A 16,438-nucleotide genomic window follows, 5' to 3' on the forward strand; every position below is an offset into this window, starting at 1 on the left:
TAATATTAACTTACCTTCACAGAACCTCCTTGCTGCTTCGGTCCTGTCAGCATTTTCGGATGGACAATACATTGAAAGGCATCATCAGCCGAAAGCTGCTGCATGGTGAAGGATACAAGACCCTTTTCGCATAAATACTGGTCACCATTTTGTTCGATTAATATTTTATCGGGCTTAATGGCCACAATGAGCTGATGCTCTTGTCCCACTACCCGGCAAGGAACAATTCTTAGTCTATTTTGCCATTCATCCGAAACCTCCCCGCTCCCCATTATCAGCGGTTCTGGGTCTGCGGCAATTTTCTTAATTTGCTCGGGATAAGCATCCAATTGATTTTTTATGGATACAAACATTACCGGGAGCCTTGACAACGGGTCATAAAGTTGATTGCCGCTATCAATTAATCCTTTAAAAACAAATGTTTCACTTCCGATTTTCAAGTTGACATTGACGATTTGTTCAAATTGGATTTTCGTCATTTCCATACCTTCTATATTTTTCTTTGAAAAGTGCCAGGCAACCGGGAAACCAATTAGGACGAATAACCAGCTGACTGGGTCACCAAAACCCTTCACACCCGACATTAACACCTTTGTGGTTAACTCCGGATCGTATTGGATGAAATAATGGGCACCTAATAAGGCCCCGCCAATTAAAAAGGTAGCAACATATAACGTCATTAACGCTTTGAGAAAATAAGACAACCGTTTATATCCAAAAGCTGCAAGTACCATCATGACGGAGCAAAACAGTTTTGCGATTGGATGATTTGAGTAGACATTTAATGGTGTAAAGGCTAATAGAATAATTAGTGAGCCAATAAATCCCCCAGCCAATAATCTCCAGATTCGTATGCTCCTTTTTAGAAAAATAGCTGTTAAATAAAGAAGAAGGCTATCAAAGAACAAATTAAGAGCCCAGATCACATCTAAATAAACAACCAAATAGCTTCCTCCTTATTGGCAGTTCTATTAATCTGTTACGAAAAAGTATAACGTAGTAGAGGACTAAAAGTGTGTCACTTTCTGTAATCAAAAAAACAGAAATTTTCACTATTCATTAAGGAATTTGTCAGATAATATTTTGAATAAATGTTCTTTTAATATGGCTGTTGATTTGCGCTCCAATCAACAGAGTTATATAATCAACATTTTTCTTTAACAGAGCAAAAAAAAAAGCATTGCCCAGAAAGGACAATACTTTTTTATATTAACGTCTACGATTCCGGTTACGAAGGAATGTAGGAATATCAAGTGTTTCTTCTTGAGAAGAGCTGTTATTGCGAACTGGTTCTTGATGGACTTCTTCGCGCTTTGGCTGTTCCCTCTTAATCGGATTTACGGGAGCTTTATTCTGTCCAAAAGTAGGACGGGTTACCTTTGGCTGAATGACTTCTTCATTAAAGCCAGTTGCAATAACGGTAACGATAATTTCATCTTTTAAATTTTCGTTGATAACAGAACCGAAAATCATGTTTACTTCCTGATCTGTTGCCGTTGCAACGATATCAGCTGCTTCCTGAACTTCGTAAAGGCTTAAGTTCGTCCCGCCAGTAATGTTCATTAAAACACCTTGTGCTCCATCGATTGATGTTTCTAATAAAGGTGAATTAATGGCTTTTTTTGCAGCTTCAGTGGCGCGACTCTCACCGGAAGCTACACCAATACCCATTAACGCTGAGCCCTTATTTGACATAATCGTTTTTACATCAGCAAAATCAAGGTTAATAAGACCAGGTGTTGCAATTAAATCGGAAATACCTTGAACCCCTTGACGAAGAACATTGTCTGCTTCACGGAAAGCCTCAAGCATCGGAGTGCTCTTATCAACAATTTCAAGAAGCCGGTCATTTGGAATTACAATCAAAGTATCGACTGCCTCTTTCATAGATCCAATTCCGCCAGAAGCTTGATTTGAACGTTTTTTGCCTTCAAAAGTAAATGGACGGGTAACAACACCCACTGTTAAAGCACCAAGGTCGCGAGCAATCTGGGCAATAACTGGTGCTGCACCTGTACCAGTTCCTCCGCCCATACCTGCAGTTACGAATACCATATCCGCACCACGCAATGCTTCCTCGATTTGCTCCTTACTTTCCTCTGCGGCTTTTTTTCCAACCTCTGGGTTCGCACCAGCTCCAAGACCTCTGGTCAGCTTTGCACCAATCTGCATTTTCACTTCAGCTTTTGAAAGATTCAATGCTTGTGCATCAGTATTTACTGCGATAAATTCTACACCTTGTACGCCATGCTCAATCATTCTGTTTACGGCGTTATTACCACCACCGCCAACTCCGATTACTTTTATGGTTGCAAGAGAATCTAAATTTGTATCAAATTCTAACATGACAAATCCTCCTAATTCGTCGATATTCCTTTTCGATTATGCCTATTCGAAAAAGTAACCAAGGAATTTTTTTACTTTTGATGACATCTTTTCTTCCGGATGTTTTTCTACTTTTGCTTTTGGTTGATGTTGTTTTGGTACTCTCTTTTCAATTGGCTCAGATACTGCTGATGAAGAGCTAATCGTACCACCTGGTAATCTAGCATTCTTATAGGCATATTTTATTAAGCCAACCGCTGCTGTATATTGAGGTTCTCTTACACCAATGTAATCTGGTACTGCAATCCGTACTGGATTTTGAAACATATCTTGAGCAAGCTCCAAAACGCCTTGCATATTGGCACCGCCGCCCGTTAAAACAAAACCTCCCGGCAGACTGGTTACGCCCAATCGCTTTAATTCATGGGCAACCAATTCAAAAATTTCTTCCATTCTCGCTTCAACAATATCAGAAATTTCCAATTGGTTGAATTGTTGGTGCTGATCACTGCCAATAATCGGAACACTGAACACTTCATCTTCTGATGCCTCATCATAAAAGGCATGTCCATGCTTCATCTTTATTTTTTCAGCGTCCTCAGTAGAAGTTCGAAGTCCGACAGATATATCTTTTGTGATATGGTCACCGCCAACTGGAATGACACTAGTTGCAGTAATAAAACCATCTTGAAAAACAGAGATGTTAGTGGAACCGCCTCCTAGGTCAATCAAAGCGACACCAAGGTTTTTTTCATCTTTGGATAAAGCATACTCGCCTGCTGCCAGCGGCTGAAGGATAATATCAGAAAAACTAAGACCAGCGCGTTCGACACAGCGGATTGTATTGGCTAAAACGGAATTTGAACCTGTAATCAGCGTTCCATCCATCTCCAAACGGACACCAATCATTCCCCGCGGGTCATTAATTTCATCTTTACCATCTAGGATAAATTGCCTTTGGATAACTCCCATGTTTCCTCGCTCTGGAGGGATAGATCCGACATGTGAAGCCTCAATGACACGAATAACATCTTCATTTGTAATTTCTCGATTTTGGCCAGAAACAGCTACAATACCGTGACAAGGTTGAAGCATAACATGGTGTCCTGGAATTCCAACGACAACTTCCCTGATTTCCATTCCCACCATTCTTTCCGCCTGCTCAATTGCCCGCTTAATAGAATGAACCGTATCATCCATATCGACAATCGAACCTTTACGAAGCCCTTCAGATTTTACATTTCCGACACCTATAATATTTAACGAGCCTTTTCCTGAATCATGAACCATTTCACCAATGATTACTTTTACACTGGATGTACCGATGTCAAGGCTAACATATATTTCATTGCTGTTCATTCTCTGGCACCTCCTTTAATTTCCTAAAATAGAACAACAATTTTCTTTGTCCAATTAATGTTCAAGTCATATCTTATAAAAATATTCGTCACAACTAAAATGATTCCCTTTAAAAATTTTCAACTTTTTTCTAATTTTTCTTTGTTTGTTGACCATTTCGTCAATAATATTCGACGAATTACAGCAATATTCTGAAACAATCTGACACCAAACGCAAAAACTGCTGCTAAATACAAGTCTACACCAAGATGAACACCGAGAAAAGCTAAACTTGCAGCAAGCAAAATATTAAAAAAGAAGCCCGATACAAACACCTTTTCATCATAGATATTTTGCAAATATGCGCGAATTCCACCAAATAACGTGTCGAATGCCGCTAAGACAGCAATCGACAAATAATTCGAATATTCTTCTGGAATTCGGATCTCAGTCAATAAACCAAGAATGATTCCAATTACAAGTCCCATAAACGGAAGCCACATTAGGTACCGACCCCTTCTTTAATCGGTTCCAAAAACCGAATACGAATTGGATTATCATAGGCAGGCACCTTAATGTTCGGAATAGGCGCCGAGACATTCAGCCTCAAGCCTTCAGTAAAAAATTCATCCCTTGCTTTTGATACTTTCATACGATTATATAATTTTTCAGCCGTGTTTGAATCAGCAACAGCTACCTTTACTTCGATTGGTAAACTTTTAATGGAATGGCCATCAATTTTTGTCTCTCTATTGATATCCCTGATAACGGTTGTATTAATTATTCGTTGACCGTCAATGGATACATATTTCGCTTCATACATATTTAATTCGTTCAATAATCTCTTTAACAATTCTGGTGAAACAACCCTCGTGACAGGATCTCCTAATTGAATATCTTCAACAACAGGTTCAATCTCTAATGTAATTCCAGGTCCTGTTACCTCGGTTAAACCAGCCTCAATCTTTAATTCCTGCAATGTATCCCTTAAGGCCTGTTCCTTGCTTTGCTTTCGCTTAGATTCATAGGCTGATAGTTTTTCTTCATTAGAACGAATTTCAGTCAATAAATTAGACTGCAGCTCTTTTTCTTGCAGCAGGGCTTCCCGGAGCTGCCAAATATCTCTAGTATCCCGTTCTTCAGGTTTTTTCACGGTTTGAAATTGAATCGCAATCATAAAACCCACAACCGCTGCTACCAAGGTAAAACTAATACTTAATTTTTGTTTGTCCACTTTTTTCACCTTACCTTTTTTGTTTTTCGTGGACAGCAAAATCCTGTTAAATCAGCTTCCTAAAATTGGATTGAGCGTAATGTCACTTTCTTTTTCTAAAGAAAAAATAATATTATCATTAACCAATTGATCCTTTACTCCGCCGGTAAGATTTAATGAAGACGAGAGCACATCTGGGTCGCCGATTGCTGTAATAATAAAAGGTGCAGGATGCTGAATCCCATCTACTGTAATAACCGGGCCATTACACACAATATAAGAATGACTTGTAAGTCTTTGCCCATTTATCGCAACTGCATCTGCGCCAGATATATAAAGTTCATTGACTACTTTAAATACATGATGCTCATGGACGAGATAATTATTAATGTTATCTTCTTTAGGGTCGTAAGCCCCGTCGCTAAGGGTAACCTTTACCCCGCTGCCTTTTACTTTTACCTTACCAAGATACATCCTGTATTTTTCAGCATCTTCTGCTAAATTTTGAAACACCTGGGCCTCTTTTGCGAGATTTTTTTCATTTTTTTGTACTTTATCCTGCTTTTGATTTAATTCCTTTTGCAGTTTTCGATTGGTCTCCTCTTGGGCAATCAATTGATTTCTAAGTGTAAGTGTTTTTTCATATTGCTTTCCTGATAAATTGGGCTTTTCTTTTTGTTTTTCGATTTGCGTCAAATGATAGGAGAAAGCAAGCATAAATCCTAAAACAAGGCAGACAAAAGACAGTATAACGTGTTTACCCTTCACCTTCATCCTATTCAACTTTCTTTTCCTCCACTTCTGCTTCAAAAGCCCTAAAATAAGACCCTACCTCTAAGTCGATAATTCCTTTTTTATTAGGATCTAATTGGCCAATAATAGAAGGATAGTGCACCATCTTTTCTGAAAAGCTTTTTAATGTGGCACTAACCTCAAAGCCATCATTCATAAATAAGGAAACGTGGTACCGGTCTGTTTTTTTGGGAGTGTAATGAATTTCAGAAATGGAGTTTGCTATTTCAATTGGAAGACTTTTCAGCTCCTTTACCATCTCGTTCATGGCTGCGCCTTCTTTAAAATCGAAAAGAATCGGAGAATCAACTGGGATCATTTCCGTTTTTCTATTTTTAAGTATCTGACCATTCTCCATTACTGGTAAGTAGGATTTATCCTTTTTTAAATAAGCGATTCTTTTATGCTCTTCTACTTGGATAAGAATCGTGTTTGGCCACTTTCTCTTTACATCAGCTTTCTTAATTTCAGTAAGCTGCTCCACTTTTGAAGCGACAGTATCCTTTCTAACTTTCCAAATATTCGTATTATTTGAAAGGCCGCTTTTTCGGATGATTTCATCTTTAGAATATATCTCATTACCTTTAATTGTAATCGTCTTAACATGACTTAATGGTGATTGTGTATAGGCTACCGCAACGATCATGATAAAAAACAAAATCAGCAAAAGCACAAGCCGTCTGTTTGCTTTACGCCTTCTTTGTTCTTTTAGTTTTGGAATACGATCCTCAAGAGCAACGATTTTACCATTTTCCATTCATAATTCCCCCAACATAAAAGCAGCTGCCCTAAAATAACAACAAATAAGCTTGTCCATTACTTCTTTAAATGATACCTTGAAAAGAGAAACAACGGCACGAAAAATCATGCCGTCATTCGTTTACTTAGAGAGTTCGCACCTATAATATTATCAGTAATTATACCACAATATTTGTCATTCGTAAGAAATTTATTACTATAAAAGTAAGGATAAATTTAGCATTTAATTTCTATTTTCTTCCAACTATTTCTACTTCTGTTTCCATTCTAATTTCATAAAGGTTATAGATGGTGTCCTTCACATGCTGGATCAATGCCAGCACATCTCCTGCTGTTGCATTGCCTGCATTGATAATAAAATTACCATGCATTTCAGAGATTTTTGCTCCGCCAATACTGAAGCCTTTTAATCCGGCTACTTCCACTAATTTTCCTGCATAATTGGGAAGAGGGTTTCGAAAAATACTTCCTGCACATGGGTAATTCCAAGGCTGCGTTTCTTTTCGATAATCCTTATTTTTTTGCATCTGCGCTACAATATTTCCCTTTTCACCTTCATCAAGCTGAAAAACAGCTTCGACAACTATGCCGGGACGCTTTTTCTGCAAGACAGAGGTCCTGTAGGAGAAATCCATTTCTTCATTTGACAGCCATTCCATTGTTCCATCTTCAAACAAAATATGGGCTTTCGTGAGGATTTTACTAATATCTGATCCATGTGCCCCTGCATTCATATAAACAGCTCCGCCGACTGACCCCGGGATGCCGCTTGCGAACTCAAGGCCCGAAAGCCCTTTTTTACTTATAAGTGTAGATAAACTAACAAGGGAATGACCACCGCCTACTGTGATTTCCGAACCATTTATATCAAGATGATCAATTCCTGATCCGAGTTTTATTATGGCTCCTTCAATCCCTTTATCAGAGACTAAAAGATTCGATCCTCTCCCTATGGCTCGCCAATTTACCTGATGCTTCTTTATAATATCCATTACTTTTTCTAAGTTTGTTACAGATGTTGGCTCTATAAAAATATCGGCAGGTCCGCCAATCTTAATTGTGGTGTGATGGGCAAGAGGTTCATTTTCCTTTACTTTCCCAATTTTTGAAGCTTGCAATTCCGCGACGATTCCGTCCAAATTTACCACCTAACTTTCCAAACATACGTATATTTTAGTCTATGCAAAAAATGAATACGGGCTACTTTTGTACACCCTTAACTAGCTGATCCATAACCTGGAACAGCCTGTTAGCGGAGTCAGGAACACCCATTTTTTTAGCTTTTAATTTCATTTCTTTAAGATTTTCGCTATTTAAAAGGATTCGATCAATATGTCCAATTAAACTTTTACTGTTTAACTCTTTTTCTAATAAAAGTTGTGCTGCTCCATGGTCACTTAATGAGCGGGCATTTTTTTCTTGATGATTATTTGTCACGTATGGGCTTGGTATTAGGATGCTTGGAATACCCAGTGAAGTAATTTCGGCTAAAGATGTTGCTCCTGCCCTTGAGACTACTAAATCAATACCGGCCAAAACTTCTGGCATATTATGAATAAACGGCTTTATCACGACATTTTGGGGATTCCCAACTAACTCCACTTCTTTTTTAACATCTTCAAAATGGACATCTCCAGTAACATAGAGAATCTGGTAAGGTTTTTCAGCAAAGTCCGATAAAGACTTGACAACAGCTTCATTGATTGGACGTGCACCGCGGCTGCCGCCAAAGATGAGCACTGCCGGCTTAGTTGTACTTAGTCCAACAGAAAGCCTCCCTTTAATTCCATCCTTGCCAATCACCTCAGAAGCACGGGGATTCCCAGTAAAAACGACCTTTTCCTTTGGAAAAAATTCTTTTGCTTCATCAAAACATATTGCTACCTTGTTTACATAGCGGCTTAAGAATTTATTCGTCAGACCAGGGACACTATTTTGTTCGTGAATAATCGTTGGAATACGCAGCTTAGAAGCAGCATAAACGACAGGTCCACACACATACCCGCCAGTCCCAATGACAATGTCCGGTTTAAACTCTTTTAAAATTTTTTTACTGTCCTGAACCCCTTTAAGAAATCGAATAACCGTTTTAACATTTTCAAAGGAAAGCTTCCTTTTAAAACCCGTAATATGGATGGATTTAAAAGCAATATTTTCTCTTGGAACAATTTTACTTTCCAAACCATTAATAGTGCCTATGTATAAAAACTCAGCTTCTTTGTTTTCTTTTTGGATTTCTCTAATGAGGGCGAGTGCAGGATAGATATGTCCGCCAGTTCCCCCGCCGCTTACTACTATTTTCATTTTTCCACCTCATTAACGATTTAAAACCTGAATGCATACCTATCTTACTATAAAAACCGAATAAAGAAAGCAAATGACAAAAGAATGTTATCTAATTGTAAAATAAAAAGAACCCTGCCACCACAGGGTATCCTTTAATATCTAGAATAGCGGCTAATATTTAAGAGAACACCTATTGCCATCAGCATCAAGGTAAGTGAGGATCCTCCATAGCTTAAAAATGGCAAGGTAATGCCTGTAACCGGCATCAGACCTGTCACAACCCCGATATTGATCATGACTTGAATGGCTACCATTGCAATAATCCCCACCGCGAGAAAGCTGCCGTATAAATCAGGTGCCCCTAAAGCGATTCGGATTCCTCTCCATAATAAAAGGGCAAATAAAAGCAAGATAAATGAGCCGCCAATAAAGCCTAATTCTTCTGAAAGAATCGCAAAGATAAAATCCGTTTGCGGTTCAGGTAAGTAAAAAAACTTTTGCCTGCTTTCACCAAGTCCGAGTCCGAATAAACCTCCAGGACCTATCGCATAAAGTGATTGGATAATTTGAAACCCGCTCCCCAGCGGGTCAGACCAAGGATCTAAGAAAGAAGTAATCCTTTTAATACGATACGGTGCGGAGGCAATCAAACCAACAAACCCTGCCACCCCTAATAATCCCAAAAAGGCAAAATGGCTTACCCTGGCACCTGCAATAAAAATCATCACCACGCAAGTACCAATCATTACTGTTCCAGTGCCCAGATCAGGCTGCAGCATAATCATTGCAAATGCGACAAAGGCAAGTCCTAATGAGGGCACAAGCCCTTTTTTAAAGGAGGTAATCAATTTCTGCCGTTCAGACAAATACTTGGCTAAAAAGGCAATCATCGCAAGTTTCATAAATTCAGAAGGCTGGATGGAAAATGCGCCAACTCCTATCCAGCTACGTGAACCATTTCGTACATTTCCGATTCCCGGAATTAAAACCAAAATTAACAAAACGAAACAAACAATTAAAATTGTTTTCGCCCATGTTCTCCATGTCCAATAGTTAATGTTCATAATAAAAAACATGGCTGCAATCCCTACCCCTGCAAACAGGGTCTGCCTTTTGGCAAAGAAAAAGGAATCATTGAATTTATACTCCGCCCAAATAGCGCTTGCACTGTATACCATAATAAGCCCAATTGCCAGCAGTGTAAATGTAACAATCATTAGAATAAAATCAGGAGTCGTTCTCTTTGTCGGCACCACTAAACACCTCAACTGCAAGTTTTAGGGCATTTTGTTGAGTCAGAAATAATTGTGTCCAGCTATAGCGCCAAGGCGCTTCCGCTTTTCTTTGTAAGACAAGCCCTTACTTAAGCTTATGCACCGCTTCGATAAAAATGTCTCCCCTGACTTCAAAAGTTTTGTATTGATCCCAGCTGGCACAAGCAGGAGATAACAGGATGACATCACCTGAATTTGATAAACCAAATGCTTCAGGCACGGCCTTAGCCACATTATCGACATGCTTGATTACTTTTATTCCTGCCTCACGGCCAACCCGTTCAAGCTTCTTTGCTGTTTGCCCGAAGGTGATTAATGCTTTTACATTGTTTAGATACGGCTTGAGTTCATCAAACTCGTTGCCGCGATCAAGCCCGCCTGCAAGTAAAACAATTGGCGCTTCAAAGGCAGCCAAAGCATTAATAGTTGCTAAAATATTAGTAGCTTTTGAGTCGTTATAAAATTTTCTGCCTTCAACTTCGTTAACATATTGTAAACGATGCCTTACCCCGGTAAAGGTTCGAAGTACTTCCTGAATCGCACTATTCTCCACACCGGAAAGCTTTGCAGCAGCCATTGCACATAAAATATTTTCTAAATTGTGTACTCCAGGTAAAGCAATTTGATCAATTCGCATTACTTTTTCATCATTAAAGTTAATCCATCCGTCACGGATAAAGGCACCTTCAGCCAATTCCTTCTTCGTGGAAAAAGGAATTATTTTTGCCTTAGACTCACGGGCAATTTCAAAGGTTTCATCCTGATCGGCATTGATAATCAAATATTCCAGTTCAGTTTGGTTTTTCGTGATATTCGCCTTCGCTGCTATATATTCTTCCCTAGTCCCATGATAATCCAAGTGGGCATCATAAAGATTGGTAATAATCGCAATTTTAGGCTTAAAAGTTTCAATCCCCATAAGCTGAAAAGAGGATAACTCGATCACGATTGTATTATCCTTCGTTGCCTTTTGAGCAACACCTGACGCAACTGTTCCAATATTTCCGGCAATTAATGGCTTTTTGCTGCCTTCATTCAACATCTCATAAACTAGTGTTGTCGTCGTTGTTTTACCATTTGTACCGGTAATTCCAATAAAGGAAGCTTCAGAGATTTCATAAGCAAGCTCAACCTCTGTAATAACCGGAATTCCCATATTAACTGCCCCTTCAATCATCGGGTTGTTATAAGGAATCCCTGGATTTTTTACAATCAACTCAAAACCCTCATCAAGGAGCTCAACAGGATGATCCCCGCAAATCACCTTAATCCCCTGTTCAAGTAAGCCCTGTGCTTCCGGATTTTCTGATAGCGGCTTTTTATCATTCACCGTTACAAATGCTCCAAGCTTATGTAATAAAGCTGCAGCGGTAACCCCGCTTTTTGCCAAACCAAGAACAAGAATTTTTTTATGATGATATTTTTCAATCTGCTTCACTTACAACCACACCTCTATATAGATTCCTAGTATTGCAAGTATTAATCCAACACTCCAAAAGGTTACAACAACTCTCCATTCGGACCAGCCGACTAATTCATAATGATGATGAAGCGGGCTCATTCGGAAGATTCGTTTACCAGTTGTTTTAAAGGAAGCTACTTGCAGAATAACTGATAATGTTTCAATCACAAATACTCCACCAATAATAACAAGCAATAATTCAAGCTTTGTCAGAATCGCAATGGTGGCAATCGCACCGCCAAGAGCAAGCGAACCTGTATCTCCCATGAAAACCTTTGCTGGATGGGCATTAAAAACGAGGAATCCTAAAACAGCACCCACAACAGCCACAGAAAATATCGCTATTTCCATTTGGGATTGATTCCATGCAAGTACAGCAAAAGCACCAAATGCAACGGCTGCCGTTCCTGATACTAAGCCATCAAGTCCATCTGTTAAGTTGACAGCATTGGAGAATCCGACAAGCCAAAATATAATGAAAATGATGAAAAACCACCCTAAATCAATGGAAGCGTCCGTAAATGGAATACTTACTTCAGTCGAAAAACCATTTTGTTTATAAACTAAATAAAAAATGACGGAAATGATAATTTGACCTAAAAGCTTTTGTTTAGAAGTTAATCCTAAATTCCGTTTCAATGCCACTTTGATAAAATCGTCTAAGAAGCCTAGTAATCCAAATCCAAGGGTTACAAGCAAAAGCAAATAGGTTTTTACGGTTGGCTCAGAAAATTTCCCGGTCATGACGATTGTTGTGATGACTATCGAAAATAAAATCATAATTCCGCCCATTGTCGGCGTACCGGTTTTCTTTTGGTGTGATTTAGGACCTTCTTCCCGAATGCTTTGTCCAAATTTCAACCTTCGTAAGAAGGGAATAAAAATTGGAGAAAGCAATACGGTAACGAGAAAGCCCATTATGATTGTGAAAAAAATAACTTGCTCCAGCATTTTATTCCCTCCCTTCAGAATCAGTATCATGTTGTTTTGTTAACTTTTTTAGCATCACAGCAATATCATATGTTTCTCTATTTTTATTAAGAAGTTCTTTATTTGAAAATTTAAAGTTAGTTATCTCCATTGTCGCTTCTATTTCTCCATTTATTTTTTCAAGATAGTGTTGTAATAGTTTTTGTATTGCTTCAACACTATCAGAAGTAAAGAATACCGGAAAATGATTGGGTGTATAATGCGGCAGTCTTTTTCCACGCTCCCAAATAGCTGCTATTGCGCCATTTGCAATTGCTTCCGAAAGTTCCTCAGCCCCGTCATTTACCGGAACGAACAGGCCTTTTGGCTGAATGACATTCGCTTGGTCTGTAACCGTATAAATCAAATGTTCATCCTGCACGCCTTGATGATCTATAAACAGACCGGACAAGTCAGTTAAAGCTAAAAACATACTTATCTCCCCTTAATTGCATCAAGTGCCACTAGCCGGTCATCAAAATCATAAACATGTGTTCCAATGATTTGATAGGTTTCGTGGCCCTTCCCGGCAATTAAGACCACATCACCAGCATCTGCCTGCTGTATTGCACTTTTTATTGCTTCTTTTCGATCAGGTTGGATGGTATAGGAGTATTGGGCATGCTGAACCCCTGCTTCCATATCTTTTAAGATAGCAAGCGGATCTTCACTCCTCGGATTATCTGAAGTAAAAATGGGGTCCGTTGCCAATTTACACGCAATCTCTGCCATTAAAGGGCGTTTTGTCCGATCCCTGTCTCCACCACAGCCAACTATAACGAAAATCTTTTTCTTTGCAAAGTGCTGAATTGTTTTTAATACATTCTCAAGGCTGTCTGGTGTGTGGGCATAGTCTACAATGACCGTAAAATCCTGCCCGGCATTGACCAGCTCAAATCTTCCGGAAACGCCTTCTACATTCTCAATTGACTGTATGATTTCACCTAATGGTATTCTTGAAACGTAACCTGCTGCAATGCTCGCCAAAACATTATAAACACTGAATTTACCGATTAACTTCATGTTAATCGAATATTTGCTCATCCCTATTACAAGTTCAAAATTTGTACCAGCAGATGTCATCTGAATGTTTATTGCCTGGAAATCTGCTTTTTCCTCAATACCATATGTTATAACATGAGCAGCCGTTGACCTTCTAAACATATCTGAAGCCGGATCATCTGCATTCAAGACTGCAAATTTAGGCTTATCGCATTCATATGTATTGCCCAGCTGAGCAAACAATAAGCTTTTTGAACGCTGATATTCTTCCATTGTTTTATGATAATCCAGATGGTCTTGTGTTAAATTGGTGAATACCGCCACATTATAGTCACAGCCATGGACCCTCCCTAAATCAAGCGCATGGGAAGAAACCTCCATTACTGCTGCTTCGACACCCTCATCAGCCATATGCTGAAACGTCTTTTGCAGTGTTAAACTTTCCGGTGTGGTATTTTTTGTCTCGATTACCTTATCAGCGATCTTGGTATACATTGTTCCAATCAGGCCTGTTTTCTTCTTTTGGTCTGAAAATATTTTTTCAATTAAATGACTTGTCGTTGTTTTTCCATTCGTTCCTGTTATACCAATCAAATGCAGTTTTTTTGTCGGCTGGCCGTAAAAGGCATCAGCAAGTACTGCCATTGCTCTGGTTGTATCCTGAACAACGATTACTGGAACTTTTAATGGCAATGGACGTTCAGCAAGTATGGCCACTGCTCCTTTTTCTACAGCCGATTCCGCAAAATCATGACCGTCCACGGTGTAGCCTTTAATACAAATAAATAAGCTCCCGTTTTGCACCTTACGATTATCATTTTCAATTGAAATAATATCCGGGTTTTCACCCTTAATAGGGTTTAATAGGTGCAAATTTTCAAGTAGCTTGTGTAACTTCATTGATCTCAAATCCTCTCATGCCCCTGTATACAATTTTGCCAGTATTTATTTCGTTTAACCTACTGACGAAAGTTCCATCTTATTTTACATTAAAATATTTTATTTTGCTATTTAGTAATCAAAGCGTAAAGAAAAATTAGGCGGCGGAAAATTTTCCGGCCGCCCAAAGGGTTGGTTTTCAATCTTCCTATTATTCTTCCTTACCAAAGTAAAGTCGAATTTTTGACCCTTCTTTTACTTTAGTTCCTGGTGCAGGAGACTGCCTGACAACCACATCCCCTTCACCGCTGGCATCAACTCTTAAATTAATAAGCTGCTCATTGAGTTCTAATTTGGATAATCCTACAAAATCAGGCAGTTTTATTAATGGGGTATCCGGCCATTTTATTTTTTTTTCTATTTGATCTTTTCGTGGAGGCACTCCCAAGGCAGTTAATCCATCTTTCATTATATTTCCCACAATTGGCGCACTAACGGTTCCACCAAAAGCTGTTACTCCTTTTGGGTTATCGACTGCTACATAAACAACAATCTGCGGGTCATCGGCTGGAGCAAAACCAATAAACGAAACGATAAAGTTATTTTCTAAGTACCTTCCGTTTTGTGCTTTTTGGGCAGTACCTGTTTTTCCCCCGACACGATATCCATCTACAAATGCCCTGCCGCCAGTACCTTGTGCAACAACACTCTCTAGGGCTTGGCGAATTTCTTTCGATGTTTTTTCAGAAATGACCCGTCTTTTTTCAACCGGAGAATTCCTCATTACAACTTCTTTTGTAACAGGGTCAATTAACTCCTTTGCAATAAAAGGCTTGTATAAAATACCGCCATTGACAGCCGCTGAGACAGCAGTAACCTGTTGAATTGGTGTAACGGACACACCCTGTCCAAAAGCAGTGGTCGCTTGTTCAACAGGGCCAACACGGTCTAAGTTAAATAAAATCCCGGTACCTTCTCCCTGCAAATCGATCCCTGTTTTTTGCCCGAAGCCAAAATCCTTAACATATTTAAAAAGCTTTTCTTTTCCTAACCGTTCCCCTAATTCCACAAATCCAGGGTTACAGGAGTTTTGTACAACCTCTAGAAAAGTTTGGCTGCCATGACCTCCTCTTTTCCAGCATTTTAATCTTGCTCCTGCAATTTGGACAGATCCAGAATCATGAAAATGTTCTTTTTCTAAATTCACTTTACCTTCATTTAATGCGGCAGCCAAGGTGATGATTTTAAAGGTGGAACCGGGCTCATAGGTTGACCAAACAGGCAGATTGCGATTGTACACTTCTTGCGGTACATTCCGGAAATTAGCAGGGTCAAACGTTGGTCTGCTTGACATCCCTAGGATTTCCCCATTATTGGGGTTCATGGCAATCGCTATAATGCCATCCGGATTATATTTAGCCTGGGCGTTATCTAATTCCCTTTCCATTATGGTTTGGATTTTTGAATCGATTGTCAGCTTTAAATCTAAACCGTTAACAGGGTGCTCATAATCATCCGCCATGCTATTCATTCGTTCACCTTTAGCATTCGCGTAAAATTTAACTGCTCCACGTTCACCACTTAGTTCTTTATCATAATATTGTTCTAAACCCATTAATCCCTGGTTGTCCACTCCAGTAAAACCTAAAACATGAGAAAGATAGCTTCCATATGGATAATAACGTTTGGAATCTTCACCAATATATACACCTTCAAGACCTAAAGCTCTGATTTCCTTTGCCTTTTCATGCGAAATTTTTCTTCCTTCTTTAATCCGGACCGACGAGGCTTTTTTGGTAATTTCCCGATAGGCATTTTCTTTTGGCATATTCAACACCGTAGCAAGCTTTTCTGCCGTTGTTGCCGGATCTTTGATTTGTCTAGGGATTACATAAACGGTTGGTGCACTGATATTGGTTGCAAGTGGTACCCCATTGCGGTCGACAATTTGGCCCCGTTCGGGTTCAAAGGGGATATTCCTGCTCCAGGACCCTTTTGCTCTGTCAGTCAACGTATCGCCTAGAAAAAATTGAACATATCCAAGCCGGACATCAATAATTAAGAAGGTTAGAATCCCAATGAATAGTGCAATCATTAGTCGTTTTCGAACAGTTACATTTGACACACGCATAGTATGAA

The 16,438-nt window shown here is 39.2% G+C and carries 15 protein-coding genes; all 15 read right to left on the minus strand.

The features are described from left to right. Positions 1-5: 5 nt before the first annotated feature. The 15 genes from spoIIGA to ACIFOT_RS24290 all read right to left on the minus strand — a co-directional run bounded on the left by spoIIGA (position 6) and on the right by ACIFOT_RS24290 (position 16,430). Positions 6-944: a sigma-E processing peptidase SpoIIGA gene (gene spoIIGA / locus ACIFOT_RS24220; RefSeq protein WP_430068930.1), complete on the minus strand. Its 939-nt coding sequence runs from the start codon at positions 942-944 to the stop codon at positions 6-8. A gap of 265 nt (positions 945-1,209) precedes the next feature. Beyond that, positions 1,210-2,346: a cell division protein FtsZ gene (gene ftsZ / locus ACIFOT_RS24225; protein WP_430068933.1), complete on the minus strand. Its 1,137-nt coding sequence runs from the start codon at positions 2,344-2,346 to the stop codon at positions 1,210-1,212. A gap of 42 nt (positions 2,347-2,388) precedes the next feature. After that, complete coding sequence (gene ftsA, locus ACIFOT_RS24230; RefSeq protein ID WP_430068936.1) at positions 2,389-3,684, minus strand: cell division protein FtsA; 1,296 nt, start codon at positions 3,682-3,684, stop codon at positions 2,389-2,391. A gap of 119 nt (positions 3,685-3,803) precedes the next feature. Continuing rightward, the gene (locus ACIFOT_RS24235; protein WP_223596025.1) at positions 3,804-4,166 is read right to left on the minus strand and encodes a small basic family protein; all 363 of its coding nucleotides are present in this window, start codon (positions 4,164-4,166) and stop codon (positions 3,804-3,806) included. After that, the gene (locus ACIFOT_RS24240; protein WP_430068939.1) at positions 4,166-4,897 is read right to left on the minus strand and encodes a DUF881 domain-containing protein; all 732 of its coding nucleotides are present in this window, start codon (positions 4,895-4,897) and stop codon (positions 4,166-4,168) included. Before ACIFOT_RS24240 ends, ACIFOT_RS24235 begins: the two co-directional genes overlap by 1 nt. 51 nt (positions 4,898-4,948) lie before the next feature. Next, positions 4,949-5,650 carry a DUF881 domain-containing protein gene (locus ACIFOT_RS24245; RefSeq protein WP_430069315.1) on the minus strand — a complete coding sequence of 234 codons (702 nt, stop codon included), beginning with the start codon at positions 5,648-5,650 and terminating at the stop codon, positions 4,949-4,951. A gap of 1 nt (position 5,651) precedes the next feature. Further along, on the minus strand, positions 5,652-6,425 hold the full coding sequence (locus ACIFOT_RS24250; RefSeq protein WP_430068942.1) for a cell division protein FtsQ/DivIB: 774 nt from the start codon (positions 6,423-6,425) through the stop codon (positions 5,652-5,654). 232 nt (positions 6,426-6,657) lie between these two features. Beyond that, positions 6,658-7,566: a UDP-N-acetylmuramate dehydrogenase gene (gene murB / locus ACIFOT_RS24255; RefSeq protein WP_430068945.1), complete on the minus strand. Its 909-nt coding sequence runs from the start codon at positions 7,564-7,566 to the stop codon at positions 6,658-6,660. Positions 7,567-7,627: 61 nt separating this feature from the next. Continuing rightward, positions 7,628-8,731, minus strand: a complete 1,104-nt coding sequence (gene murG, locus ACIFOT_RS24260) for an undecaprenyldiphospho-muramoylpentapeptide beta-N-acetylglucosaminyltransferase (RefSeq protein WP_430068948.1) — start codon at positions 8,729-8,731, stop codon at positions 7,628-7,630. Positions 8,732-8,865: 134 nt separating this feature from the next. Beyond that, positions 8,866-9,930: a stage V sporulation protein E gene (gene spoVE / locus ACIFOT_RS24265; RefSeq protein ID WP_430069317.1), complete on the minus strand. Its 1,065-nt coding sequence runs from the start codon at positions 9,928-9,930 to the stop codon at positions 8,866-8,868. A 142-nt stretch (positions 9,931-10,072) separates the two neighbouring features. Next, positions 10,073-11,425 (minus strand): UDP-N-acetylmuramoyl-L-alanine--D-glutamate ligase, encoded by a 1,353-nt coding sequence (murD, locus tag ACIFOT_RS24270; RefSeq protein WP_430068951.1) that lies wholly within the window; start codon positions 11,423-11,425, stop codon positions 10,073-10,075. Then, positions 11,426-12,400, minus strand: a complete 975-nt coding sequence (mraY, locus tag ACIFOT_RS24275) for a phospho-N-acetylmuramoyl-pentapeptide-transferase (RefSeq protein WP_430068954.1) — start codon at positions 12,398-12,400, stop codon at positions 11,426-11,428. Between the two features lies 1 nt (position 12,401). Next, positions 12,402-12,851: a hypothetical protein gene (locus ACIFOT_RS24280; protein ID WP_430068955.1), complete on the minus strand. Its 450-nt coding sequence runs from the start codon at positions 12,849-12,851 to the stop codon at positions 12,402-12,404. A 2-nt stretch (positions 12,852-12,853) separates the two neighbouring features. Continuing rightward, complete coding sequence (locus ACIFOT_RS24285) at positions 12,854-14,320, minus strand: UDP-N-acetylmuramoyl-L-alanyl-D-glutamate--2,6-diaminopimelate ligase (protein WP_430068958.1); 1,467 nt, start codon at positions 14,318-14,320, stop codon at positions 12,854-12,856. Positions 14,321-14,510: 190 nt separating this feature from the next. Next, positions 14,511-16,430, minus strand: coding sequence for a stage V sporulation protein D (locus ACIFOT_RS24290; RefSeq protein WP_430068960.1), 1,920 nt, complete (start codon positions 16,428-16,430; stop codon positions 14,511-14,513). Between the last annotated feature and the right edge of the window lie 8 nt (positions 16,431-16,438).

The organism is Neobacillus sp. NRS-1170, from assembly GCF_050468025.1.